We start from the raw sequence: 25,221 nt of genomic DNA, 5'->3' as shown, positions 1-25,221 counted from the left end.
CAGCAGGGTCATCAACCCAAGGTTTTCATATATTCGTTGTCGGCAGCGACAGACCGTTTCTTTACCTCATACGTAATCGCTTCGCCCACGCGTTTCGCTAGAATCGGCGGCATGAACACACTCGCCTCCATTCTCCCCGCCGCGCCGTCCGGCACGGTGCGCCGCAGCGTCGGCGAAATGCTGCGCGACTGGCGCACGCGCCGGCGCATGAGCCAACTCCTGCTCGCCACCGAAGCCGAGATTTCGACGCGCCATTTGAGCTTCGTCGAGTCCGGCCGCGCGCTGCCGAGCCGAGAGATGGTCATGCATCTCGCGGAGCAACTCGATGTTCCGCTGCGCGAGCGCAACGCGCTGCTGGTGGCGGCGGGCTACGCGCCGCTCTATCGCGAGCGCGCGCTCGACGACCCGCAGCTCGCCGCCGCGCGCGAGGCGGTCGATCTCGTGCTGCGTGGGCACGAGCCCTATCCCGCCGTCGCCGTGGACCGCCACTGGAATATCGTCGCGACGAACGGCGCGCTCGCGCCGCTCATCGGCGACGCATCGCCCGCGCTGCTCGCCGCGCCCATCAATGCGCTCCGGCTTTCGCTGCATCCCGAGGGCATGGCGCCGCGCATCGTCAACTGGCACGCGTGGCGCGCGCATCTGCTTACGCGCCTGCAACGTCAGATCGATGCGAGCGCCGACCCCGCGCTCGCCGCGCTGCACGAAGAACTCGCGTCGTATCCCACGCCGCCGGGTGTTGCGAACGCGAGCGCCGAGCCGATCGCACATCACATTGCCGTGCCGCTGCGCGTGCGCACGGTGCTTGGCGAACTGGCGTTCTACAGCACGACCACCGTGTTCGGCACACCGGTCGACATCACGCTTTCCGAGCTGGCAATCGAAGCGTTCTTTCCCGCCGATCCGCAAACGGCACAGGTATTACGCGATCAAGCGCGTTGAATCAGGTCTGACTCGTGAAACGCGCGGGAATAACAATGCAGATTCATGCGCACGCAACAATCACGCAATTTGACGCACAGCGACGTATTACCGCAGCGTACTCTCATCTAATTACAAAAAATAAGTCGTCTTTTTTCACTTTTATTTACGACTCGCTTCCAGCTCGATAACGCAATCGAGAAAAGGCCACGCGCCGATCAATCGAACGATTCATCCATGAAATCAGGGGCTTTCCTTCACTGAAAGGAAAGCTTTAGAACATGAATCGTTTTCAAACATACTCAAAGCCAACGTGCGTTTCGCATAGTCGACATTTCGTCATTTATTCGACAAATATTACGAGAAGTCGATATGTCCGTGCAAATACGACGAAATAGATTACATTCATCCCCTTTACATCTTCTTGTCCCTACTCTTAAATACGGGTGTCCCCGACGCACACAAAAGCTGGAGATGTTATGAGCCATTTTCTGGATCGTCTGCGTTACTTCACTGCGACACGAACACAATTCGCGGACGGTCACGGCGCCGTCACAGACGAAGACCGAAAATGGGAGGAGGCGTACCGTACACGCTGGCAGCACGACAAAATCGTGCGCTCCACACACGGTGTGAATTGCACGGGCTCATGCTCGTGGAAGATTTATGTGAAGGGCGGCATTGTCGCGTGGGAAACGCAGCAAACCGACTATCCGCGCACGCGCCCCGACATGCCCAACCACGAACCGCGCGGCTGCTCGCGCGGTGCATCGTATTCGTGGTATCTCTACAGCGCCAATCGCCTCAAGTACCCGCTCGTGCGCAGCGCGCTCGTGAAGCTGTGGCGCGAGAAGCGCCGCACGCTCGAGCCCGTCGCCGCGTGGGCCGCCATTGTCGACGACGATGCCGCGCGCAAAAGTTATCAAACGCGGCGCGGTCTTGGCGGCTTCGTGCGGGCAGAGTGGAGCGAAGTGCTCGAAATCGCGGCCGCCGCGAACGTGCACACCATCAAGCGTCACGGCCCCGACCGCGTGATCGGCTTCTCGCCCATTCCCGCGATGTCGATGGTGTCGTACGCAGCGGGATCGCGCTATCTCTCGCTCATCGGTGGCGTGTGCCTCTCGTTCTACGACTGGTACTGCGACCTGCCGCCCGCCTCGCCGCAAACGTGGGGCGAGCAGACCGACGTGCCCGAGTCCGCCGACTGGTACAACTCGTCGTTTATCGTGATGTGGGGGTCGAACGTACCGCAAACGCGCACGCCCGACGCGCACTTCATGGTGGAAGCGCGCTATCGCGGCGCGAAGATCGTTTCGATTTTCCCCGACTACGCCGAAGGCGCGAAGTTCGGCGACATCTGGCTGCATCCCAAGCAAGGCACCGACGCGGCGCTCGCGCTCGCCATGGGCCACGTGATCCTCAAGGAGTATCACCTCGCCGGAAAGAGCGCCTATTTCGCCGACTATTGCAGCCGTTTCACCGACATGTCCTGTCTCGTCACGCTCGTCGAGCGCGATGGTCAGTACGTGCCCGACCGCTATCTGCGCGCGTCCGACTTCGACGGCGCACTCGCGCAGGACAACAACCCCGAGTGGAAGACCGTGGTGATCGACAGCGCGACGAACGCGTTCGCGGTGCCGCTCGGCTCGGTGGGCTTTCACTGGGGCCAGCAGGAAGGCGCCGATCGCGGCAAGTGGAACCTGCGCGAGGAAAGTGTCAGTGGCGACCCGCTCAAGCCCGCGCTCTCGCTCGTTGAAAAGCACGACGATGTGGTGGACGTGCTGTTCCCCTACTTCGGCAACGTCGCGCATCCGCATTTCCCGCACACCTCGCATGGGCCGGTGCTGAGCCGCCGCATTGGCGTGCGGCGCGTGGCGACGCCTGCCGGCGAGCGGCTCGTGGCTACGGTCTACGATCTCTTCGTGGCGAACTACGGGCTCGACCAGGGCCTGGGCGGCAAGGACCTCGCGCGTAGCTACGACGATGATGTGCCCTACACGCCCGCCTGGCAGGAAGCGATCACGGGCGTGAAGCGCGCCGACGTCATCAACGTCGCGCGCCAGTTCGCCGAGAACGCCGACAAAACCGAAGGCCGCTCGATGGTCATCATCGGCGCAGGCATCAATCACTGGTTCCACATGGACATGGCGTACCGCGCCATCATCAACATGCTCGTGATGTGCGGCTGCGTCGGCAAGTCCGGTGGCGGCTGGTCGCATTACGTGGGCCAGGAGAAGCTGCGGCCGCAAACGGGCTGGACCGCGCTCGCGTTCGCGCTCGACTGGAACCGGCCGCCGCGGCAGATGAATGCCACATCGTTCTTCTACGCGCACACCGACCAGTGGCGCTACGACCCGATGAACCCCACGGACTTGCTTTCGCCGCTCGCGAACAAGGCCGACTATCACGGCGCGCCGATCGACTACAACGTGCGCGCCGAGCGTATGGGCTGGCTGCCTTCCGCCCCGCAGCTCGCGGGCAATCCGCTGAAGCTCGGCCGCTCGCTCGAAGACCCCACGAAAGCCGGCGTCGAAGTCGCGCGCCGCCTGAAAGACGGCAGCCTCAAGCTCGCCTGCGAGGACCCGGACAATCCGGCCGTATTCCCGCGCAACCTCTTCGTATGGCGCTCGAACCTGCTCGGTTCGTCGGGCAAGGGGCACGAGTACTTCCTCAAGCATCTGCTTGGCACAACGAACGGTGTGCAGGGTGAAGAAGTGGTGAAGGACGGCGTGCCTCGTCCCGAAGAAGTCGTCTGGCATGAGGAAGCGCCCGAGGGCAAGCTCGACCTGCTCTGCACGCTGGACTTCCGCATGTCCACCACCTGCATGTACTCGGACATCGTGCTGCCCACGGCCACGTGGTACGAGAAGGACGACATGAACACGTCCGACATGCACCCATTCATTCACCCGCTCTCCGCCGCCGTCGATCCGGCGTGGCAAGCGCGCAGCGACTGGGAAATTTTCAAGGCCATCGCGAAGCGTTTTTCCGAGTTGAGCGTCGGCCATCTCGGCGTGGAGCGCGACGTGGTGCTCGCGCCCATCGCGCACGACGCCGCGGGCGAGCTGGCGCAGCCCTTCGGCGTAGATGACTGGAAGCGCGGCGAATGCGAGCCGATTCCGGGCAAGACCATGCCGGGCGTGGTCATGCTCGAGCGCAATTATCCGGAGACGTATCACCGCTTCACGTCGCTCGGGCCGCTCATGGACAAGCTCGGCAACGGCGGCAAGGGCATTAGCTGGAATACCGAGGAGGAAGTGCACGAACTCGGCGCGCTGAACTATCGCGATCAATCCGAAGACGCCGGCGACGCGAAGGGCCGACCGCGCATTGAGACCGCGCTCGACGCCGCGGAGACGATTCTCTCGCTCGCGCCCGAGACGAACGGCGCGGTTGCGAAGAAGGCGTGGGAGGCACTCTCGAAGTTCACGGGCATCGAGCACGCGCATCTCGCCGACGCCCGCGCCGACGAAAAGATTCGCTTCCGCGATATCCAGGCGCAGCCGCGCAAGATCATTTCGTCGCCAACGTGGAGCGGCATCGAGTCGGAGCACGTGTCGTACAACGCGGGCTATACGAACGTGCACGAGCTGATCCCGTGGCGCACGCTGAGCGGCCGCCAGCAGCTCTATCAGGACCACGCGTGGATGCGCGACTTCGGCGAGGCGCTGTGCGTCTACAAGCCGCCTATCGACACGGGCAGCTACGAGAAGATGGCCGGCACACGCTCGAATGGCAATCCCGAGCTGGCGCTCAACTTCATCACGCCGCACCAGAAATGGGGCATTCACAGCACCTACACCGACAATCTGCTGATGCTCACGCTCTCGCGCGGCGGCCCGATCGTGTGGATCTCGGAGAAGGACGCAGCGCAGATCGGCGTAGTCGATAACGACTGGATCGAATGCTTCAACGCGAACGGTGCGCTCTGCGCGCGCGCCGTGGTGAGCCAGCGTATTCCGCGCGGCATGGTGATGATGTACCACGCGCAGGAAAAGATCGTGAATACGCCGGGGTCCGAAATAACGGGCACGCGCGGCGGCATTCACAACTCGGTCACGCGCATTTCGCTCAAGCCTACGCACATGATCGGCGGCTATGCGCAACTCGCTTACGGCTTCAATTACTACGGCACAGTCGGCTCGAACCGCGACGAATTCCTCATCGTTCGCAAGATGAAGAACGTCGACTGGCTCGACGCGGAGGAAACGCCCGTTGGTCCGTTGCCTGCCGCTGTGAATGCGGCCGTTCGCGAAGGAGAGAGCTCATGAAAGTGCGCGCACAGATCGCGATGGTGCTGAACCTCGACAAGTGCATTGGCTGTCACACATGTTCGGTCACCTGCAAGAACGTCTGGACGAGCCGCGAGGGCATGGAATACGCGTGGTTCAACAACGTCGAGACGAAGCCTGGCATTGGCTACCCGAAGGAATGGGAGAACCAGGAGCGCTGGCGCGGCGGCTGGGTACGCAAGGCCGACGGCCAGATCGAGCCGCGCCTGGGCGGCAAGTGGCGATTGCTCGCGCAGATCTTCGCGAATCCGCATCTGCCGGAAATCGACGACTACTACGAGCCTTTCACGTTCGATTACGCGCATCTGCAGGAAGCGGGCAACACGAAGGCCACGCCGGTTGCGCGGCCGCGCTCGCTCGTGAGCGGCGAGCGCATGGAGAAGATCGAGTGGGGTCCGAACTGGGAAGAGATTCTGGGCGGCGAGTTCGAGAAGCGTTCCAAGGACTATAACTTCGAGAACGTGCAGAAGGAGATCTACGGAGAGTTCGAGAGCACCTTCATGATGTATCTGCCGCGCCTGTGCGAGCACTGCCTGAACCCGGCATGCGTGGCCGCGTGCCCTTCCGGCTCGATCTACAAGCGCGAGGAAGACGGCATCGTGCTGATCGATCAGGACAAGTGCCGCGGCTGGCGCATGTGTGTTTCGGGTTGCCCGTACAAGAAGATTTACTTCAACTGGAAGAGCGGCAAGGCGGAGAAGTGCATCTTCTGCTATCCGCGTATCGAGGCGGGGCAACCCACTGTGTGCTCGGAAACCTGCGTGGGACGCATTCGCTACCTCGGCGTGCTGCTCTACGACGCCGACCGCATTCGCGAGGCCGCGAGCGTAGCCGACGAAAAGGATCTCTACCAGGCGCAACTCGACGTATTCCTCGATCCGTTCGATCCGGCCGTGACCGAGCAGGCCGCACGCGACGGCGTTCCGCAGGCGTGGATCGACGGTGCGCAGCGCTCGCCCGTCTACAAGATGGCGATCGACTGGCGCATCGCCTTCCCGCTACACCCCGAGTACCGCACGCTGCCGATGGTCTGGTACGTGCCGCCGCTTTCGCCGATCAACGCGGCGGCCAATAGCGGCGAACTCGGCATGAACGGCTGGCTGCCCGACGTCCATTCGCTGCGCATTCCGCTGCGCTACCTCGCGAACCTCCTGACCGCCGGGGACGAAAAGCCGGTACAGGTCGCGCTGGAACGTCTGCTCGCCATGCGCGCGTTCATGCGCTCGCGTCACGTGGACCGCATGGATGCTCCGCAGGTCCTGTCACAAGTGGGACTGTCGCTTGCACAGGTCGAGGAGATGTATCGCTATCTCGCGATTGCTAACTACGAGGATCGTTTCGTGATTCCCACCACGCACCGTGAGTACGCGGAAAACGCCTTCGACCTGCGCTCGTCGTGCGGCTTCACGTTCGGCAACGGTTGCTCGGACGGCAAATCGGAGGCGAGCCTGTTCGCACCCAAGAATGGGCATCGCAAGATTCCCATTCAGGAGATCTGACCATGTTCGCGGCTCGTCCCCAGCCCATGACGTACCGGCTCGTCGCGTCGTTGCTCGAGTATCCCGATGCGTCGCTCATCGAGGCCGTGCATGAACTGCGCGCGATCGTGCGTAGCGAGCGGGCGTTCGGCGCCGAGGCGCGCGAGAAGCTCGAACGCTTCCTCGACTATCTCGGCTCGCGCGATCTGCTTGCCCTGCAGGAGAACTACGTCGCGTTGTTCGACCGCGGCCGCGCCACGTCGCTGCATTTGTTCGAGCACGTACACGGCGAATCGCGCGATCGAGGCCAGGCGATGATCGACCTCGTTCAGACCTACGAGAAGCACGGCATGCTGTTGCAGCCCGGCCAGTTGCCCGACTATCTGCCCGTGTTCCTCGAATACCTCTCGATTCTGGAGGCGAACGAGGCGCGCACGCTGCTGGGCGAGACCGTCGCGATCCTGCAATCGATTACGGAAGAGCTGAGCCGGCGCAACAGCCACTACGCGTATGTGATCGGCGCGCTGCTGCCGCTCGCGGGCGCGGGCGGCGCTGATCTGCCGGAGGCGGCGCACGACGACGACGCGGGCAAGCCGCACGACAAGGAGCATCTGCGAGCGCTCGACGCGGCCTGGGCCGATGAGCCCGTGCAATTCATGGGCGCAGAGCGCCCGGCCGTGGCGCCCGTCGAGTTTCATCCGCGCCGCGTGCCGCGCTAGAAAAGCAGCACGCTACCCGAACACGTCGTTCGAACACCGCAAGCAAGGAGCCGTCATGGGCGAATACTTCCATCAGTTTCTGTTCGGCATCTATCCATACATCTGCCTTGCGGTGCTGCTGTTCGGCTCGCTCGTGCGCTTCGACCGCGAGCAGTACACGTGGAAGAGCGACTCGTCGCAACTGCTGCGGCGCGGCGCGCTACGGCTTGGCAGCAACCTGTTTCACTGGGGCATTCTCGTCGTGGTGATGGGTCACTTCGTCGGCTTTCTCGCGCCGCACTGGCTTGTCGCGCCGTTCATCTCGGCCACCGTGCACCAGTTGCTCGCGATGGTCGCGGGCGGCGTGGCCGGCAGCTTCGCCATTGTCGGCCTCACGATCCTGATCGTGCGACGGCTTGGCGACACGCGCATTCGCGTGAACAGCAAGGCGTCCGACATCCTCATCGTGTTCATGCTGTGGGCGCAACTCGCGCTCGGCCTCGCGACCGTGGTGCTCTCCGCGCGCCACATGGACGGCATGATGTTCGAACAGCTCACCGACTACGTGAAAGGCGTGGTGACGTTCCGGCCCAATATCGCCGGGTTGCTCGACGGCGTGCCACTCGTGTATCAAACCCATATCGCACTCGGCTTCACGATCTTCCTCGTCTCGCCCTTCACCCGCATGGTGCATATCTGGAGCGGCATCGCTTCGGTGTTCTATCTGATCCGTCCATACCAGCTCGTGCGTAAGCGCTAATCGCCAACCGGAACCAGGAGCGCTATCGATGATGAATGTGGTCCCCCATGAAGATTCCGAAGGCCTGCCCGCCCGCGTGAACGATGTTGAGATCGGTCTCGCCGCAATCGAGGCCGAGCGCGGCAATCACGCCGATGACCCAGAGCCCGCGCTCGCCGCGCGGCGCACGCTCGTCGTGCACGAACTGCTGCGCCAGCGCGCCGTGGCGCTGAACCTGCTGGCGCCTGACGCCGAACTCGACGACAGCGCGATAGACATGCTGCTCGAGCGCGAACTGCGCATGCCCGAGCCCACACCTGAAGACTGCGAGCGCTACTACACGCAGCACACAAAGCGCTTCGTGCGCAACGAACTCGTGTACGCGAGCCATATTCTCTTCGCCATTACCGATCGCGTGCCGCTCGCGCTGCTGCGCCAGAAGGCCGAAGAAACGCTGCGCGAGTTGCAGCAGGCGCCCGACACTTTCGAGGCGCTGGCGCGCCAGTTCTCGAACTGCCCTTCGGCGGGCGTGGGCGGGAGTCTTGGCCAGCTCGCGCGCGGCGACACGGTGCCCGAGTTCGAAGCGGCGCTGTTCGACTGCGCCGACATGGGGATTCTGCCGCGCCTCGTGCGCACGCGCTTCGGCTTTCATCTGGTGCGCGTGGATCAGCGCGTGCCGGGTAATTCTGTGCCCTATGAGGAAGTCTGCGGCGACATCGCGCGCTTTCTCAGCGAACGCGTGCGCCACAAGGCCATTCAGCAGTACGTATCGATCCTGGCTTCCGAAGCGACGCTCGAAAACGCGGCGCTGGAAGCCGCGACGAGCCCACTCGTCCAGTGAAGTCGATCTGTACCCCCACGATGGAGGCAACATGAATCTGCGTAGCGAACCGGCGCGCCCCGTGACGAGCGCAGCGGAGCCCGAGAAAGTCGGCGCGAAGGCATGGTCCGTTCTGCTCGTCAGCACGCTCGCGTTTCTCGTCTGTTTCGTGGTGTGGATGATGTTCGGCGTGCTGGGCGTGCAGTTGCGCGACGAACTCCAGCTCAACAGCACCGAGTTCGGCCTGCTTACCGCCACCCCCGTCCTGACCGGCGCGATCATGCGGCTACCGCTCGGTGCGTGGACCGACCGCTTCGGCGGGCGCATCGTCATGACCACGCTGCTCGTGGTCTGCGCCGTGCCGGTCTATATCGTCAGTTACGCAAGCGAGTTGTGGCAGTTCCTGCTCATCGGCCTCTTTCTTGGCTGCGTGGGCGCCTCGTTCGCCGTGGGCACGCCGTATGTGGCGCGCTTTTTCCCGCCGAGCCAGCGCGGCTTCGCCATGGGCTTTTTCGGCGCGGGCACAGTTGGCGCCGCCGTCAACCTGTTCGTCACGCCGCAACTGGAAAACCTCTATGGATGGCGCTTCGTGCCGCGCGTCTATGCCGTCGCGCTGGTCGTGACCGCCGTGATTTTCTGGCTCGGCTCGGCGCGCGACCCGGGCGCTGGCAAGTCGGGCGGCTCGCTGCTCGACTCGTTCAAAGTGCTGGCCGACCCGCGCGTGTGGCGACTGTGCCAGTACTACTCAATCACCTTCGGCGGCTTCACGGCCCTTTCGCTATGGATTCCGCAATACCTGAAGGCCGAATACGGCATGTCGCTCGTCATGGCTTCGGCCTTCGCCGCGGGCTTTTCGCTGCCGGGCTCGATCCTGCGCGCCGTGGGCGGCGTACTCGCCGACAAGCTCGGCGCGCACACCGTCACGTGGTGGGGCCTCTGGGTGGCGTGGATTTGCCTCTTCATTCTCTCGTACCCGCCCACGGACTTCGTGATCCACACGATCGACGGCCAGGCGGCGCTGCACATCAGCATGCCGCTGTTCGGCTTCGTTGCGGTGGCCTTCGTGCTGGGCGCGGTGTTCGCGTTCGGCATGGCCTCGACGTTCAAGTATGTGGCCGACGACTTCCCCACCAACATGGGCGTCGTGACCGGCATTGTCGGGCTGGCGGGCGGGCTGGGCGGCTTTCTGCTGCCGATCCTGTTCGGTATCTTGCTCGACTGGCTCAAGATCCGTTCGAGCTGCTTCATGCTGCTTTACGGCATCGTGTGGGTCTCGCTGATCCTGCTCTACCTCTCCGAGGTCAAGCGCACGTCGATTTTTGGTGAGCCCACCGTCTGAGCGGCGCACCGGTCAAACCTGCGCCGCGGCGGCTCAGGCCGCCGCTTTCGCCGGCTCCGGGTCCGGCGCGGTAACAACCAGCACGCTGCACGACACGCGGTCGAGCAGCAGGCGGTCGTCGCGCCCGTTCCACCAGCGCTTGAACGGACCGCGCCGGTGGTGAGCCAGCACGATGAGATCGGGCAGGAGTTCCGCGCAGTAGCTCGCGATCACCTCGATCGGCCGGCCCACCACGAAGTGGCCCGTTGCCGCGAGGCCCTTTTCCTGCAGGCATGCCACCCCGTCACGCAGAATCTCGCGCGCCGCCTCTTCCGCGGCTTCGAAAGGCACGGCGGACGCGATGTCCGTCCCCCATTGCAGCGGCGCCTGATCGAGCACGGCCAGCAAATGCGTTTGCGCGTGGCATTCGCGCGCAAGGTCGGCGCCCTCGCGCAAAGCCCGGCGGCCTTCGCGCGTTGCGTCGTAACACAGCAGAATCCTGTTGAACGAGGCCATGATTTCCCCCGATGATTCCCGGCGTAAGGCAGGCGAGCGCGCCGTCCCCGGAATGCCGCTTTCACTATGCCAGTTATATCACGTCATGATATGGCTAAATGCACCGACTCTAATCGTCGGGTATACAAGGAGGCGCGATGGCCGGTCTGTTACCGGGCGCCGCCCGCCACGCAAACGTTTCAAAGGCGCGATCCCCGCGCGATATCCAGTCTGCATATATTTCAAAAATCAACGGTGTTTCCCGCTGTCTGCACTCGTAACATCTCAGTTACACATTGCCCTGTTACAGGTCGTCAGGGTCGAAACACCTGTTACATCTTAATCGTCATAGGTATTAATCCGCAGATGCGTATTTTTTACCTGTCAACGCAATTCCTTTCAAAACGTTTATTTCAGCTGACGGCGTTTTCCGTCTCCCGGCGATTCGTTGCGCATGCATCGATGGTTTGGCGGAAACCCTGATAAACCAAGGCCGTACGACCGACTTTTCCAGCCGGATCAAGGTTGCCGCGGCGTGCCGCATGGCGGGTTTCTAACTGCGGCAAAACTTACCGAAAATAATTTACAACAGTACGATTATTTTTGATCCGAGGGATTGCTTTCTGAGATAAGCCCTCATACAATTCACTCCAAGGTTGTTACGAGATGTAACAACCTGTATCAAAGAGTCAGGTCAAGCCAAAGAGCGAAGATCGACCACAAGAGCAAAAAAGATACAACGGCGAAAAAGCCGGGGGGTTAAATTCGGGGCTTCGGAAACTAGAGAAATGGACCGCAGCAGCGAGACGCTGGAATCTATCCGCGAAATTAATTTGTCGTATCTGATGCTCGCACAGCGCATGCTGCGCGAGGACAAGCCGGTCGGCATGTTCCGACTGGGACTGTCGTCGGAATTGGCCGATCTGCTTGGCGCTCTGTCGCTCGCGCAGATCGTCAGGTTGGCCTCTTCCGACCAACTTCTCTGTTTTTTCCGCTTCGACGATCATGCGATGTTGTCCGCGCTCACGCAGACCACCAAGCATACCGACGTGGCGGCTACCCATGCGGCGATCCTGCTTGCAGGACAGCCGGCTGGCCAATTCGCCTGAGGGTGACGTCCATGACCACGCGACGCAGCCTCACCGAAGACGCTCAGGAAGTATTCCGCGCGATCGCACTGATCGAGCTGGGCGCGCGCATGCAGGTGCTCGAAAGCGAACTCACGCTCTCGCGCGACCGCATGATCCGCCTGTATCGCGAGATCCGTGGCGTATCGCCGCCCAAAGGTATGCTGCCGTTCTCGGCGGACTGGTACATGACGTGGCTGGCCAACATCCACGCCTCGCTGTTCTATAACACGTACCTGTTCCTGAAGAACGAAGCGCGTTGCTCGCATCTCGACGCGCTCACCAAAGGGTTCCGGCTGTATCTGGAACACTGCCGCCACAGCGGGGCCGAGCCGGCGCTCGACCTGACGCGTGCGTGGACCCTGGTGCGATTTTTTGATGCCGATATTCTGCAGTTGACGCCTTGCTGCCGTTGCAACGGCAAGTTCGTCGCGCATCGCCACGACCTTCAGCACAACGTCGTGTGCGGCGCATGCCAGCCTCCATCGCGAGCCGGCAAGACGAAAAAGGCGGCTGCAGCGCGACGGGGCGCCGAGCAGACCGAGAGCGACCTTCCGGCAGTTGTGACGTCGGATGGCATTGCCGAGGCTGCATAAGCGTAGGAGAGCAGATCCGGCTCAACCGGACGAGAGACCAAGACGCGAAACCGTCCGGTGCCTGAGCGCACCGGACGGCGAAGCGCTTTCTGATTGCCGCTTTTACTTGCCGCCTCTGTGGTGCGCGCCTGTTACACCTTTCCCGCGTTTAATTTCCGCTGAACGTCTGCCAGACGAGCCACAGGTTCGCCGCCGAAATCACGACGAACAGGAACCACGCCAACAACCGCGTGGGGAGCCGGTTCACGAACTCGCCCATCAGCGCGCGGTCGTTCGTCATGCGAATGAGCGGCCAGAGCGCGAACGGCAGTTGCAGGCTCAACACCACCTGGCTTGCCACCAGCAGCTTGCCCACCGCGCCGTTGCCGAGCAGCGCCACGCCCGCTAAGGCGGGAATCAGCGCGAGCACGCGCGTGATCAGCCGCCGCTGGTAACACGGAATCTTCATCTGCAGGAAGCCTTCCATGATGACCTGGCCCGCCACGGTACCCGTGAACGTCGAGCTTTGCCCGGAGGCGAGCAGCGTGATCGCGAACAGCACCGCCGCCGCACCCGTGCCGACAATGGGCGCGAGCAGCCTGTAGGCTTGTTCGATATCGGTGACCTGGGTGTGCCCGTTGGCGTGGAACGCCGCCGCGGCCAGAATCAGGATGGCCGCGTTGATCAGGAGCGCGATGAGTAGCGAGGCGATTGTATCGAGGCGCGAAAGGCCGATGGCCTGCTTGAGGCTTGCAGGGTCGCGCTTGACAGCGCGCGTCTGCACGATGGACGAGTGCAGGTAGAGGTTGTGCGGCATGACGGTCGCGCCGAGAATGCCGATCGCCAGATACAGCGGTTCCACCGAGGAAATGGCGTGCCACGACGGCACCGCACCCGCGAATACCGCCGGCCAGTGCGGCTTCACGAGCGCGAGCTGGATCACATAGCCGAGGCCAATCGTGGCAATCAGTCCGGCCATGATCGCCTCGAGCGAGCGGAAATTCTTGCCCTTCAGGCCCAGCACGATGAGCGTGTCGAACGCAGTGAGCGCCACGCCCACCATTAACGAGCAGCCCAGCAGCAGGTGAAACGCGAGCGCGCCGCCCAGCACCTCCGCAAGATCGCAGGCGATGATCGAAAGCTCGGCGAGCACCCACTGGCCGAGCGCGACCGGCCTCGAATAGCGCTCGCGCGAAAGCGCCGCGAGATCGCGTTGCGTGACGATGCCAAGGCGCATGGAAAGGCATTGCAGCGCGATGGCCGCGAGGCTCGATAGCACGACCACGAACAAGAGGCTGTAACCGTAGCGCGAGCCCGCCTCGATGTCGGTGGCCCAGTTGCCCGGGTCCATATAGCCGATCGACACCAGCAGGCCGGGACCCGCGAATTGCCAGAACTTCTTCCAGAACGGCGCGCGCGGCGAAACCTCGATGCTGCCCTGCACTTCGGAAGGGCAAAAAGGCGCCGTTGCCGTGGTCGGTAGTCGGAACTCCAACGGTTCGATCCTCAAGGGTTGACCTGTCGCTGCGCATGCCGCGATCGGGCCCTCAAGTGTACAGCGTCGGCTGCGGCACTTCTCTCAAGAGCGTAAAGCGGCCCACGTCGCGCAGGCGGTAGTCGAGCGGATCGTGCAGCGTGTGCACGCGCGCGTTGCGCCAGAAGCGGTCGAACGCAAGCGCCGCGCCCGTGGCGCGCGCGCCGCACGCCTCGAAAAGCTGCTCGCCGCCCTGGAGCGCGGCGCGGTGCGCGACGATCTTCGCCTCTGAGATCGCGAGCGAGACTTCGGCGCGCGTGGCCGTCACGAGCGCTTCGCCTTCGTCCCACGCGGCGTCGAGCAGCGCGCCCGCGCGATCCGCCAGCACCGCCGCCGCGAGCGACTGCACGCGCATCTCGCCAAAGCGCTGCTGCAGGAACGGGTCATCGGCCACGTGCTGCACGCCCGAATTGACCCACGGGCGGCCGTTTGCCAGCACGTAGGCGCGCGCCTCTTCGAGCGCGCCTTCTGCGAGGCCCACGAAAAGATTCGTCAGTACCCCCTGGGAAACCAGCGTGCGCAGCGTGGCGCGCGGCGTATCGGGCCGCTGCAGCACTTCGGCGGCGCGCACCGCCACGTTCTCGAACGACACGGTGCCGCTATCGGTTTGGCGCTGGCCTATCGGGTCCCAGTCGTCGTGCACCGTGATCCCGGCGCGCGTGGTGGGCACGACCGCGAACACCGGGCTGCCCGTGGCCGGATCGTGCGCGCTCACGGTCATCATCTGCGAACCGTAGGTGCCCGAACAGAATCCCTTCTTGCCATGCAGACGCCAGCCACCTTCCTTGTCAGGCTGCGCGACGAGCCGCGTGTCGATTGGGTTCACAGCGTTGCCCCACCACCAGCGTTGCTCGACGGTGCCTTGCAGCCAGTTCGAACGCTGTGCGGCGTTGCCCCACAATTCGACGCTCGCCACCTGCAAACACTGGAAGCCAAGCAGATGTGCGAGCGCACTGTCGACGCGCGCGAGCGCGCGGATCGTCGCGTAGATATCGCTCCAGCGCACGCCGTCCTTGCCGAACTGTCCGCCGAATTCGCGAGGCACTGCGAGCGTGAGCAACCCGGCGTCGGCAATGCGCTGCTTTTCGGCCGCCGCGTGCCCTCCCGCGAGATCGCGTTGTGCGGCGTTCGCACGCAGCGCTTCGAGCAGCGCGGTGAAACGCGCCTCGTTCTGTTCGCGCCCAAGGGGCCGCAATGCTTCGTTCATATCCGCATTTCCCGAATGTGATGCCGAAAAGCGAAGCGCGCAGCAAAGGGCCGCGCGCGTGATGTCGAAAAGGCTGCGCCTTTCAGGTTCGCCGCAAAAGACGCCGCACCAGCACGTCGCCCGTGAACTGCACGGCCGCAACGATCGCGATCAGCAGCACGATGACTGTGACCATGACCGTCGTGTCGAAGCGTTGATAGCCGTAGCGTATCGCGAGATCGCCGAGGCCACCCGCGCCAACGGCGCCCGCCATCGCCGACGAGCCGATCATCGCCACCACGGTGATCGTGAAGCCGCCGAGCATGCCGGGCAACGCCTCGGGCAGCAGCACATGCCACACGATATGGCGGCGCTGCGCGCCCATGGCCTGGGCCGCCTCGATCAAGCCGCGATCGACTTCGCGCAGGCTCACTTCGGCCACGCGTGCGAAGAACGGAATGGCCGCGATGGAGAGCGGCACCACGGCGGCCCACACGCCGATCGTCGTGCCCACAAGGAAGCGCGTGAGCGGCAGCAACGCAACCAGCAAGATGATGAAGGGCGTGGAGCGAAACGCATTGACGAGCGCGCCCAGCGCGGTGTTGAGCGCGGGCCGCTCCAGAATGCGGCCGCGCGCGGTCGTGACAAGCAGCAATGCGATGGGAATACCGATCAGGAGTGCGAATATCGCCGATACGCCGACCATCAGCAAAGTGTCGCGTATGCCTTCGAGGAGTTCGGTGATCCATATGTCAGACATAGCCCAGCACCTCCACACGACTCGCATAGCCACGTACCCGCTCGGCGAGCGACGCGGCCTCGGCGGCGCTCTGCACCGGCGCGGAAACGACTAGCCGTCCTTGCGCGCGCCCCTGAATCCGCTCGATGCCGCCATGCACGAACCGCACGCCCTGCGCGCCGAACGCCTGCGCGAGCGTGGCGAGTTCGGGCTCTTGCGCCGCCTCGCCCGTGAAGCGCACATCGAACAGCGCATGCGCGCCGGCCTGGGGCGAAGCGTGAATTTGCGCCGCCAGGTCGTCGGGCAACTCGTGGCCGGGCGTGTGCAAGAGCGCGCGCGTCGCCTCGTGCTGGGGATCGCCGAACACGCGCCAAACCGGCCCTTGCTCGACCACCTCACCGCGCTCGATCACCGCGACCGTATCGCACACGTCGCGTATCACCTCCATCTCATGCGTGATGAGCACGATGGTGACACCCAGGCGCCGGTTGATGTCGCGAAGGAGCGCGAGAATGGCGCGCGTGGTTTCCGGGTCAAGCGCCGAAGTCGCCTCGTCGCAGAGCAGGATATCGGGCTCGTGCACGAGCGCGCGTGCAATGCCCACACGCTGCTTCTGCCCACCGGAAAGGCGCGCGGGCCACGCATCGCGGCGCTCGCTCAACCCCACGAGTTCGAGCAACGCGTTCACGCGCGCCTCGATGGCCGCTTTCGGCACGCCCGCGATTTTCAGCGGCAGCGCAATATTGTCGTGCACGGTCTTGGCGGAAAGCAGGTTGAAGTGCTGAAACACCATGCCGATGCGCCGTCGCAGCGCTACCAGCGCCCGCTCGTCGAGCGCACCCACGTCCACGCCGTTCACACGCACTCCGCCGCTCGTGGGCTTTTCGAGCCCGTTCACGAGGCGCAGCAGCGTGGATTTGCCCGCGCCGCTGCGTCCGATAATGCCGAACACCTCGCCGCGCGCCACCTGCAAGTCGACGCCCGCGAGCGCCGCGTGCGCGCCTGCCGCGTAGCTCTTGCCGACGTTTTCGAACACCACCGCGGGCTGTGACGCGTCGGCATCGCGCGCCGCCTCGCCCGCCGCCGGCCCCGCTTCGATGAAGCGCGCTGCCCCGAACCATTTCATCATCGCTGCTCCTCGTGCGTGATTGACGCGTGATTGACGCGTGATTTACGCGCGCTTTACCAGGCGACCGCGTAGAGGTTGCCGAAGGCCTTGTCGAGTTCCTTGCGCACGGCCGGCGAATGCTGGTAGATATCGATGAACTTGCGAATGCGCGGATCGTTCACGCTTTCGGGCCGCACGACGAACTGGATCGCAAACGCCTTGTTGTCGACGCCGTCGAAGAGCAGCGCGCTATTCGGATCGGTCGTGCCCGCAAGCTTGATGAAGCTCGGGTAACCTTGCGCGAGATCGACGTCGTCGAGCGAGCGTGCGAGTTGCGACGCTTCGAGCTGAACGATCTTCAGATGCTTGGGATTGGAAACGATGTCGAGCGTCGTGGCGCGATAGTCCACGCCCGGCTTGAGCTTGATGAGGCCCGCGCGCTGCAGCAGCAGCAGGCCGCGGCCGCCGTTCACGGGATCGTTCGCGATGGCGACCGTCGCGCCATCCTTCAGGTCTTCGAAACGTTTTACCTTCTTCGAATACAGGCCGATCTTCATGATCGTGCCCGGCGCAATGGCGACGAATTTGTAACCGCCCTGCTTTTCGGCGTTTTCCAGAAACGGCGTGTGCTGGAAGTAGTTGACGTCGATGTCCTTGTTCGCCAATGCGGCGTTGGGCGTGTTCCAGTCGGTGAATTCGATGATTTTCACGTCCACGCCCTGCGCCTTCGCCTCGCGCGCCGCTTCCTGGAGCGCGGGCGTTTGCGGCGTGGTGGCAATGCCGATCTTGAGCGTGGGGGTGTCTGCGTGCGCGCCCGCCGTGGTGAGCGCGAGCGATACGGCGATTGCCGTCAGCAGCCCGAACCATGCAAAACCGCGCTGAAAAGAAGAAGGGCGCCCCACGGCGTGCACGGCACGGATCATCGCTTTCCTCGAATGGAAGTTGGACTTCGTTCAGTGAGGAGCGACGCGATGAGGGCCCATCGCGTTGGCTCCAGATGGGTCCAGACGATGATAGGGGCGCGGCGTGGCTGGGTCTACGAAGCGATTGCGCAAAGGAAATCGCCGCCTGCGATATGCACAGGCGGCGAGCGTTTCGGCGTTTTTCGCGGAGTCTTGCTGGGGCTAGCGCGCCGCGAGCGGTGCCGGCGGCTGCGGCGTGGTATCGCCGGGCTTCGCATCGCCCCAGCCGCCGCCTAGCGCGCGGATCAGGTTCACGGTCGCCACGGCCTGCGAGCCCTGCAGATGGCTGGCCTGCAATTGCGACACGAGCACCGTCCGTTCGCTGTCGATCACATTCAGATAGCTCACCTCGCCTTCCTCGTACTGCGTGCGCGAAAGGTGTGCCGATTGCTGCGAAGCGCTCACCGCGTCGTTCTGCTCGCGGATCTGGTCGTCGAGCAGGCGCAGGTCGGAGAGATTGTCCTCCACATCGCGGAAGGCCACGAGCACCTGTTGCCGGTATTGCGCAACATCTTCGTCATACTTCGCGCGCGACTGTGCGAGATTCGCCTTGCGCCGGCCGCCGTCGAAAAGTGGCAGCGTGAGCGCCGTACCGGCAAGCGGCCCAAGCAGGAACGCGCGGCTCGACCACATGAACAGGTCGGCGAGCGTAGCCGACTCGAAGCCCGCCGCACCCGTGATGTTGAGCTGCGGGAAGAAGGCCGACTTCGCGAGACCCACGCGCGCGTTCGCGGCCGCCATCGCGCGCTCGGCCGCCGCGACGTCGGGGCGGCGCTCCAGCAGCGTGGAAGGCAGGCCCGGCGGCACTTGCACGAGCACCGGCGCGAGCGGCGTTTCCGGGAACGTGAAGTCCGCAGGCGCCTTGCCGAGCAGGATCGCGAGACTATGCTCCGAGGCCGCGCGCTGACGCGCGACGCCCACCGCGTCGGCACGCGCGCTCGCAAGCTCGTTGCGCGCCTGCGCCACGTCGAGCGCGCTGATGTCGCCTTCCTTGAAGCGGCGCTCCACAAGCTTGAGCGCGTCCTCACGCAGCGACACCGTGCGGCGGTACAGATCGATGTCGGAGTCGAACTGGCGCAGCTGGAAGTAGTTCTGCGCGACGTCGGCCTGCAAGGCGAGCTGCACCGAGAGGAACAAGGCTTCGCTTTGCTGGGCGTCCGCCTGCGCGGCGTGGACGTTCGAACTCACGCGGCCAAACAGATCGACCTCGTAGCTCGCCGTGGCCTGCGCGCGCCACAACGTTTGCGCGGGCACGTTGGTGTTCTGCGGAAAATACAGCGAAGCCGGCGAAGCACGCTCGTAGGTCGGGCCGAAGCCCGCGTCGATCGATGGGAACCACGAGGCGCGCGCGGCCTGCGTCACGGCGCGAGCCTGCTGCACGCGCGCTGCGGCTGCCTTGAGGTCCTGGTTCGCATCGAGCGCCTGTTGTTCGAGCTTGTCGAGCGTCGGGTCGCCGAACACCGTCCACCATTCGCCGCGATGGGCGCTGTCGGCGGGCTGCGCGGGCGTCCACGTGCCCACGTCGTGGGGATCCGTGCTTTTCGTCTGCTGCGGCGCTTCCTTGTAGGCCGCGGGCACGGCGGCGTCGGGCACCTTGTAGGTGGGCTCGACCGAGCACGCCGCGAGCCAGGCAAAGAGCGCGACACTCGCCGCGATTCGTGTGATACGCGCGAACTGGCCGCCTCCCAGCGAGACATTCCCGCTATCGCGCAAGCTGGATTCGTTAGTCATATTAATCATTTTCCCTTGTCGCCTTACGCGTCGACCATCGACTGCGGCTTGCGCGCATTGTCCTTCTGCGCGACGTGAATCTTGCCGCCCGCAAGCGTGCGCAGCACCACGTAGAACACCGGCGTGAGGAGCAGACCGAACGCGGTCACGCCCAGCATGCCGAAGAACACGGCCACGCCCATCGCATGACGCATCTCCGAACCCGCGCCACTGGAGAGCACGAGCGGCACCACGCCCATGATGAACGCGATGGACGTCATCAGGATCGGGCGCAGACGCATGCGGCTTGCCTCGATGGCAGCGGAGAGTGGCGTGTGTCCGTCGTGCTCCAGTTCACGCGCAAACTCGACGATCAGAATGGCGTTCTTCGAAGCCAGCCCCACCAGCACCATCAAGCCGATCTGCGTGAAGATGTTGTTGTCGCCTTGCGTGAGCCATACGCCCGTTAGCGCGCACAGCACGCTCATCGGCACGATCAGGATCACCGCGAGCGGCAGCGTCAGGCTCTCGTAGAGCGCGGCCAGCACGAGGAACACGAGCAGCACGCTGATCGGGAATACCCAGACGCCCGCATTGCCCGCCAGCACCTGCTGGTACGTGAGGTCGGTCCATTCGAACTTCACGCCGCGCGGCAGCACTTCGGCCGCGATACGCTCAGCCGCCGCCTGCGCCTGACCCGACGAGTAACCGGGCGCGGGGCCCCCGTTGATGTCGGCAGCGGTGTAGCCGTTGTAGCGCACCACCATTTCGGGGCCGTACGTGGGCGTGACCGTGACGAGCGACGAGAGCGGCACCATCTCGCCCGCGGCGTTGCGCGTCTTCAGCTGCAGGATGTCGTCGGCCCTCTGGCGGAACGGTGCATCCGCCTGCACGCGCACCTGATACACGCGCCCGAAGCGGTTGAAGTCGTTCACATAGAGCGAGCCGAGATAGACCTGCATCGTGTCGAATACGTCCGTGACCGGTACGCCAAGCTGCTTCGCCTTCGTGCGGTCGAGATCGACGTTCAACTGCGGCACGTTGATCTGATAGTTCGTGAATGTCGGGCCGAGCTCCGGCGTTTGCGCCGCGCGCTTGACGAAGTCCTGTGTCGCGCGGTTGAGCGCCTCGTAGCCGAGCGCACCGTGATCCTCCAGCTGCATCTTGAAGCCGCCGAGCGTGCCGAGGCCGAGCACCGGCGGCGGCGGGAACACGGCGATGAAGGAGTCCTTGATACCCGCGTACTGCTGGTTCAGCGCACCTGCAATCGCACCTGCCGAAAGCGCTCGGCCCTTGCGCTCCTTGAATGGCTTGAGCGTGACGAACACGATGCCCGCGCTCGAACTATTGGTGAAGCCGTTCACCGAAAGGCCCGGGAACGCGACGGCGCTTTCCACGCCCGGCTGCTTGACCGCAATGGCGCTCATGTCGCGAATCACATTCTCGGTGCGATCGAGCGCTGCGCCATTGGGCAGTTGCGCGAACGCGATCAGATACTCCTTGTCCTGCGCGGGCACGAAGCCGCCCGGCACCACACGCGCCATCAGCACCGTTGCGGCGATCAACACCACATAGACCGCGAGCATCGCGCCCTTGTGGCGCAGCACGCCGTTCACGCCGCGCCCGTAGCTTTCCGAGCCGCGATGGAACACGTGGTTGAAGCGGCGGAAAAAGCCGCCCAGCACGAGGTTCATCCCGCGCGTGAGCCAGTCTTCCTTTTCGCCGTGGCCGCGCAACAGCAGCGCCGAAAGCGCGGGCGAAAGCGTGAGCGAGTTGAACGCCGAGATCACCGTGGAGATGGCGATGGTCATCGCGAACTGCTTGTAGAACTGGCCCGTGAGGCCGCTCATGAATGCGAGCGGCACGAACACGGCCACGAGCGTGAGCGCGATGGCGATGATCGGCCCGCTCACCTCCTGCATGGCCTTGTAGGTCGCATCGCGCGCGGACAACCCGCTGGCGATATTGCGCTCCACGTTTTCCACCACCACGATCGCGTCGTCCACCACGATACCGATGGCGAGCACCATGCCGAACAGCGATAGTGCGTTGATCGAGAAGCCGAACGCCAGCAAGAGCGAGAACGTCCCGACGATCGACACCGGCACCGCGATCAACGGAATGATCGAGGCACGCCAGGTTTGCAGGAACACGATCACCACGATCACCACGAGCGCGATGGCTTCGAGCAGCGTATGCACGACCGCTTCGATACTGGAACGCACGAACTGCGTGGGGTCGTAGACGATACGGTAGTCCACGCCCGCGGGCATGTCCTGCTTGAGTTCCTTCATCGCTGCGCGCACCTGGTCCGAGATAGCGAGCGAGTTCGCGCCCGGCGCCTGGTTGATAGCGAGCGCAACGGCCGGCTTGTTGTCGAGCAGCGAGCGCAGACCGTATTCGGAAGCGGCCAGCTCGATACGCGCGATATCGCGCAGGTACGTCACGCCGCCATCGGGATTCGTCTTGACGATGATGCTGCCGAATTCGCTTTCCGTGCGCAGACGGCCGCGTGCGTTCACGTTCAGCTGGAACGGCGTGCCGGGCACGCTAGGCGAAGCGCCGATCACACCCGCCGCCACCTGCACGTTCTGCTCGCGAATCGCGTTGACCACATCGTTCGCGGTGAGATTGCGCTGCGCCACCTTCTGCGGGTCGAGCCAGATACGCATGGCGTAATCGCCCGAGCCCCACAACTGCACCTCGCCCACGCCCTGGATGTTCGAAAGGCGGTCCTTCACATTGAGCAGCGCGTAATTGCGCAGGTACGTCATGTCGTACCGGTTGTCCGGCGAAATCAGGTGCACCACCATCGTGAGCGTGGGCGAGCTCTTGATGGTCGTGATGCCGAGACGCTGCACGTCTTCCGGCAGGCGCGGCAGCGCCTGGTTCACCCGGTTCTGCACGAGCTGCGTGGCCTTATCCGGGTCGGTGCCGAGGCGAAACGTGACCGTGAGCGTGAGATTGCCGTCGCTATTGGCCTGCGACTGCATGTACAGCATGTTCTCGACGCCGTTAATCTGCTCCTCCAGCGGCGCAGCCACGGCTTCGGCGATCACCTTCGGGTTCGCGCCCGGATACTGCGCGTGGACCACCACCGAAGGCGGCACGACCTCGGGGTACTCGGAGATCGGCAACTGGAACAGCGCGATCACGCCGGCCAGCAGGATCAGCACGGACAGCACGCCCGCGAAGATCGGCCGGTCGATGAAGAATTTCGATATGTTCATGGGTTGCTCTTTTTCATGACGCTGAATTTGGCGCGAATTTTTTACGCTTAGTGATCCTTATCGACGACGAGGCGCATGCAGCCATCGCACACGCCCGCCGCTCGTCAGGACGTCTTCGCTGCCTTGGCGCCGGGGTTCGCTGCCGTGCTGGTCGAATCGGCGTCGGGGTCGCCGTTCATCGGCACCATGTGCGAGCGCACGACAATGCCTGGACGCACGCGCTGTGTGCCATTCACCACCACATGGTCGCCCGCCTTGAGGCCGTCCAGAATCACGCGCAAGTTGCCCTGCTGGCCGCCCGTTTGCACGGTGCGGTACGCGACCTTGCCGCTGTTATCCACGACGTACACAAACTTCTTGTCCTGGTCAGTGCCGATGGCGGCATCGTCCACGAGCAGCGCCGGGTGCGGGGCGCTGCCGCCCACCTTGATGCGTGCGTAGAGCCCCGGCACCAGCGCGCCGTCGGCGTTGTCGAAGCGCGCGCGCACGCGGATCGTGCCCGACGTCGTGTCGAGACGGTTATCCACCGATTCGATCGTGCCGGTACGCGAATAGCCCGCTTCGTTCGCAAGGCCCAGTTCGACCGGCACCTTCGAGCCATCCTTCATGCGGCTGATGTAGTCGAGATAGGTCTGCTCGTCAGCGTCGAATTCGGCATAGATGGGCGAAACGGAAACCAGCGTCGTGAGCGGTGCGGCGCTTGCGCCCGCCGAAACGACGTTGCCCACCGTGATCTCGGCGCGCGATACACGGCCGGCCACGGGCGCCACGATGCGCGTGTAGCCCAGGTTGATCTGCGCGGCTTCGAGCGCGGCCTGCGCGGCCTTGAGGTTCGCGTTCGCTTCGCGCGACGCGTTCTGCTTCTCGTCGTAATCGCGCTTCGCGATGGCGTTGTCGCCGATGAGACGCTGCGCGCGTTCCCAATCACTTTGCGCGTAGCCCGTGCGCGCCTGTGCGGCGGCAAGCTGCGCGGCGGCCTGATCGACAGCCGCCTGGTACGGGCGCGGGTCAATCACGAACAGCGTATCGCCCTGCTTCACGAGCGCGCCGTCACGGAAGTTCACTGAGACGATCGTGCCCGAAACCTGCGGACGTATCTCCACTTTTTCGACGGCGGCCATGCGGCCCGAGTAGCTCTGCCAGTCGGTGATGGTGCGATTGAGCACCGCTGCGACATCGACCTCAGGCGCGGGCGGCGCTTCCGCGGCAACGGCGGGATGCGAGTCGAGGCGGATTGCCCCGAGGGTGCCCAGGCCCGCGACCACGAGCACGCCAAAGACCGCCAGCGCGATGCGGGTTCGGGATTGAGAAAAGAGTGACATGTCGGACTCCAGAAATAATGGTTGATTGTTCTTCACTGGTTCGGCAGCACCGCAGCGTGGACGCTTTGCTTATGACGCGCCCGCGTCGAAGCAACATTGAAAAAACCGCACGGCTTCGATGAGCGCGGCCGGATGCGCCGCGAGATTCGCATGCGAGACGCTCGGGTAACGCACCACCTGGGTGCGCACGCCCGCGTCGATCAGGCGGCTCGCGTACTTCTCCGCTTCGATGTGCAGGACGTCGTTCTGTGCGGTCACGATGAGCGTGGGCGGCAAGCCGCCAAGGCGCAGCGATTCGAGCGGCGCCGCGTACGGATGCATGCGCTGCGTCGCATCGGGCAGATACGCGCGATAACACGCTGCGCATTCGCTTGCGGTGATATCGGAGCCGAGGCGCGCCTCGTCGCCAAGACGCGTGAGGCTCGGGTCCAGCATCGGCGCGAACAACGCCTGCGCCGCGAGTTTCACGTCGCCCCGATCGCGTCCCATGAAGGCGAGCACGTTGGCGATCTGGCCGCCCGCGTCGTGGCCCGCCGCGATCACGCGTTTCGGACTCCCGCCGAAGGCGCGGGCCCGCGTGAGCGCCCAGAGCGCCGCGCGATGCGCGTCTTCGGGCGCGGCGGGAAACGGGTGCTTCGGCGCAAGCGAATACCCCACGCTCACTACGAGCGCTGGTAAGCGTTCTGCGAGAAAACGCCCCACCGCGTCCGCTTCCTCGATCGACCCGCGCACAAAGCCGCCGCCGTGGAAATACAGCAACACCGGCAGGCCGTTCGCGGCTTCGGGGCGGTACAGGCGCAACGGAATCTGCTGCGCGTAGCCTTCGATCACCACGTCGGTCGTGAGCAACGCGCGCGCCTTGCCGGGCTTGGCGGACGCGGTAACAGGAACAGCCGCCGGGATTTCGGCCAGCGGCGCTTCTTCCGCGGAGATCCAAGACGTCGGGCGTTTAAAGACATCCATGTCA

Annotated in this window: 19 protein-coding genes; 9 read left to right on the top strand and 10 right to left on the bottom strand. The window is 64.1% G+C overall.

Annotated elements, in window-relative coordinates:
• Positions 1 to 111 precede the first annotated feature (111 nt).
• The 7 genes from JMY28_RS18765 (at position 112) to JMY28_RS18735 (ending at position 10,287) form a co-directional block, all read left to right on the top strand.
• Positions 112 to 942: a helix-turn-helix domain-containing protein gene (locus JMY28_RS18765; protein WP_201697407.1), complete on the top strand. Its 831-nt coding sequence runs from the start codon at positions 112 to 114 to the stop codon at positions 940 to 942.
• Between the two features lie 458 nt (positions 943 to 1,400).
• Entirely contained in the window at positions 1,401 to 5,192 is a 3,792-nt protein-coding gene (locus JMY28_RS18760; RefSeq protein ID WP_201697406.1) for a nitrate reductase subunit alpha, read from the top strand.
• A complete protein-coding gene (gene narH, locus JMY28_RS18755) occupies positions 5,189 to 6,712 on the top strand; it encodes a nitrate reductase subunit beta (RefSeq protein WP_201697405.1) in 1,524 nt (507 codons plus the stop codon). Before JMY28_RS18760 ends, narH begins: the two co-directional genes overlap by 4 nt.
• A 2-nt stretch (positions 6,713 to 6,714) precedes the next feature.
• A complete protein-coding gene (gene narJ / locus JMY28_RS18750; RefSeq protein ID WP_201697404.1) occupies positions 6,715 to 7,410 on the top strand; it encodes a nitrate reductase molybdenum cofactor assembly chaperone in 696 nt (231 codons plus the stop codon).
• Positions 7,411 to 7,465: 55 nt separating this feature from the next.
• Positions 7,466 to 8,149, top strand: coding sequence for a respiratory nitrate reductase subunit gamma (gene narI / locus JMY28_RS18745; protein WP_201697403.1), 684 nt, complete (start codon positions 7,466 to 7,468; stop codon positions 8,147 to 8,149).
• 31 nt (positions 8,150 to 8,180) lie between these two features.
• A complete protein-coding gene (locus tag JMY28_RS18740; protein WP_201697539.1) occupies positions 8,181 to 8,969 on the top strand; it encodes a peptidylprolyl isomerase in 789 nt (262 codons plus the stop codon).
• 31 nt (positions 8,970 to 9,000) lie between these two features.
• On the top strand, positions 9,001 to 10,287 hold the full coding sequence (locus tag JMY28_RS18735) for an MFS transporter (protein WP_201697402.1): 1,287 nt from the start codon (positions 9,001 to 9,003) through the stop codon (positions 10,285 to 10,287).
• Between the two features lie 33 nt (positions 10,288 to 10,320).
• On the opposite strand, the gene JMY28_RS18730 is transcribed toward JMY28_RS18735, so the two are convergent.
• Positions 10,321 to 10,782: a universal stress protein gene (locus JMY28_RS18730; RefSeq protein ID WP_201697401.1), complete on the bottom strand. Its 462-nt coding sequence runs from the start codon at positions 10,780 to 10,782 to the stop codon at positions 10,321 to 10,323.
• 767 nt (positions 10,783 to 11,549) lie between these two features.
• Here JMY28_RS18730 and flhD point away from each other — a divergent pair.
• Together flhD and flhC are read left to right on the top strand one after the other, a co-directional pair.
• A complete protein-coding gene (gene flhD, locus JMY28_RS18725; protein ID WP_201697400.1) occupies positions 11,550 to 11,870 on the top strand; it encodes a flagellar transcriptional regulator FlhD in 321 nt (106 codons plus the stop codon).
• A gap of 11 nt (positions 11,871 to 11,881) precedes the next feature.
• Entirely contained in the window at positions 11,882 to 12,484 is a 603-nt protein-coding gene (flhC, locus tag JMY28_RS18720) for a flagellar transcriptional regulator FlhC (RefSeq protein ID WP_158759205.1), read from the top strand.
• A 148-nt stretch (positions 12,485 to 12,632) separates the two neighbouring features.
• On the opposite strand, the gene JMY28_RS18715 is transcribed toward flhC, so the two are convergent.
• From JMY28_RS18715 to JMY28_RS18675, 9 genes are all read right to left on the bottom strand, one after another.
• Positions 12,633 to 13,958, bottom strand: coding sequence for an Nramp family divalent metal transporter (locus JMY28_RS18715; RefSeq protein WP_201697399.1), 1,326 nt, complete (start codon positions 13,956 to 13,958; stop codon positions 12,633 to 12,635).
• A 52-nt stretch (positions 13,959 to 14,010) separates the two neighbouring features.
• A complete protein-coding gene (locus JMY28_RS18710) occupies positions 14,011 to 15,204 on the bottom strand; it encodes an acyl-CoA dehydrogenase family protein (protein WP_201697398.1) in 1,194 nt (397 codons plus the stop codon).
• An 82-nt stretch (positions 15,205 to 15,286) separates the two neighbouring features.
• Positions 15,287 to 15,943 carry a methionine ABC transporter permease gene (locus JMY28_RS18705; RefSeq protein ID WP_201697397.1) on the bottom strand — a complete coding sequence of 219 codons (657 nt, stop codon included), beginning with the start codon at positions 15,941 to 15,943 and terminating at the stop codon, positions 15,287 to 15,289.
• Complete coding sequence (locus tag JMY28_RS18700) at positions 15,936 to 17,051, bottom strand: methionine ABC transporter ATP-binding protein (protein ID WP_201697396.1); 1,116 nt, start codon at positions 17,049 to 17,051, stop codon at positions 15,936 to 15,938. Before JMY28_RS18700 ends, JMY28_RS18705 begins: the two co-directional genes overlap by 8 nt.
• 53 nt (positions 17,052 to 17,104) lie before the next feature.
• Positions 17,105 to 17,932, bottom strand: a complete 828-nt coding sequence (locus tag JMY28_RS18695; protein WP_407945516.1) for a MetQ/NlpA family ABC transporter substrate-binding protein — start codon at positions 17,930 to 17,932, stop codon at positions 17,105 to 17,107.
• A 222-nt stretch (positions 17,933 to 18,154) separates the two neighbouring features.
• Positions 18,155 to 19,723 carry an efflux transporter outer membrane subunit gene (locus tag JMY28_RS18690; RefSeq protein WP_201697394.1) on the bottom strand — a complete coding sequence of 523 codons (1,569 nt, stop codon included), beginning with the start codon at positions 19,721 to 19,723 and terminating at the stop codon, positions 18,155 to 18,157.
• Between the two features lie 23 nt (positions 19,724 to 19,746).
• Positions 19,747 to 22,932, bottom strand: a complete 3,186-nt coding sequence (locus JMY28_RS18685; protein WP_201697393.1) for an efflux RND transporter permease subunit — start codon at positions 22,930 to 22,932, stop codon at positions 19,747 to 19,749.
• Positions 22,933 to 23,036: 104 nt separating this feature from the next.
• A complete protein-coding gene (locus JMY28_RS18680) occupies positions 23,037 to 24,254 on the bottom strand; it encodes an efflux RND transporter periplasmic adaptor subunit (RefSeq protein WP_201697392.1) in 1,218 nt (405 codons plus the stop codon).
• A gap of 69 nt (positions 24,255 to 24,323) precedes the next feature.
• Positions 24,324 to 25,217 carry an alpha/beta hydrolase gene (locus JMY28_RS18675; RefSeq protein ID WP_201697391.1) on the bottom strand — a complete coding sequence of 298 codons (894 nt, stop codon included), beginning with the start codon at positions 25,215 to 25,217 and terminating at the stop codon, positions 24,324 to 24,326.
• Between the last annotated feature and the right edge of the window lie 4 nt (positions 25,218 to 25,221).

It is taken from the genome of Paraburkholderia hiiakae (assembly GCF_904848665.1).
In the GTDB taxonomy this organism is placed as follows: Bacteria; Pseudomonadota; Gammaproteobacteria; order Burkholderiales; family Burkholderiaceae; genus Paraburkholderia; species Paraburkholderia hiiakae.
The sequence above is the reverse complement of the archived record's forward strand: the minus strand, read 5'-3'. Positions and strand labels throughout refer to the sequence as shown.

What these genes read in the sequence shown, in the direction of transcription:
- JMY28_RS18765 (WP_201697407.1), top strand. Translation starts at nt 112, where the DNA reads ATGAACACACTCGCCTCCATTCTCCCCGCCGCGCCGTCCGGCACGGTG.
- JMY28_RS18760 (WP_201697406.1), top strand. Translation starts at nt 1,401, where the DNA reads ATGAGCCATTTTCTGGATCGTCTGCGTTACTTCACTGCGACACGAACA.
- narH (WP_201697405.1), top strand. Translation starts at nt 5,189, where the DNA reads ATGAAAGTGCGCGCACAGATCGCGATGGTGCTGAACCTCGACAAGTGC.
- narJ (WP_201697404.1), top strand. Translation starts at nt 6,715, where the DNA reads ATGTTCGCGGCTCGTCCCCAGCCCATGACGTACCGGCTCGTCGCGTCG.
- narI (WP_201697403.1), top strand. Translation starts at nt 7,466, where the DNA reads ATGGGCGAATACTTCCATCAGTTTCTGTTCGGCATCTATCCATACATC.
- JMY28_RS18740 (WP_201697539.1), top strand. Translation starts at nt 8,181, where the DNA reads ATGAATGTGGTCCCCCATGAAGATTCCGAAGGCCTGCCCGCCCGCGTG.
- JMY28_RS18735 (WP_201697402.1), top strand. Translation starts at nt 9,001, where the DNA reads ATGAATCTGCGTAGCGAACCGGCGCGCCCCGTGACGAGCGCAGCGGAG.
- JMY28_RS18730 (WP_201697401.1), bottom strand. Translation starts at nt 10,782, where the DNA reads ATGGCCTCGTTCAACAGGATTCTGCTGTGTTACGACGCAACGCGCGAA.
- flhD (WP_201697400.1), top strand. Translation starts at nt 11,550, where the DNA reads ATGGACCGCAGCAGCGAGACGCTGGAATCTATCCGCGAAATTAATTTG.
- flhC (WP_158759205.1), top strand. Translation starts at nt 11,882, where the DNA reads ATGACCACGCGACGCAGCCTCACCGAAGACGCTCAGGAAGTATTCCGC.
- JMY28_RS18710 (WP_201697398.1), bottom strand. Translation starts at nt 15,204, where the DNA reads ATGAACGAAGCATTGCGGCCCCTTGGGCGCGAACAGAACGAGGCGCGT.
- JMY28_RS18705 (WP_201697397.1), bottom strand. Translation starts at nt 15,943, where the DNA reads ATGTCTGACATATGGATCACCGAACTCCTCGAAGGCATACGCGACACT.
- JMY28_RS18700 (WP_201697396.1), bottom strand. Translation starts at nt 17,051, where the DNA reads ATGATGAAATGGTTCGGGGCAGCGCGCTTCATCGAAGCGGGGCCGGCG.
- JMY28_RS18690 (WP_201697394.1), bottom strand. Translation starts at nt 19,723, where the DNA reads ATGACTAACGAATCCAGCTTGCGCGATAGCGGGAATGTCTCGCTGGGA.
- JMY28_RS18685 (WP_201697393.1), bottom strand. Translation starts at nt 22,932, where the DNA reads ATGAACATATCGAAATTCTTCATCGACCGGCCGATCTTCGCGGGCGTG.
- JMY28_RS18680 (WP_201697392.1), bottom strand. Translation starts at nt 24,254, where the DNA reads ATGTCACTCTTTTCTCAATCCCGAACCCGCATCGCGCTGGCGGTCTTT.
- JMY28_RS18675 (WP_201697391.1), bottom strand. Translation starts at nt 25,217, where the DNA reads ATGGATGTCTTTAAACGCCCGACGTCTTGGATCTCCGCGGAAGAAGCG.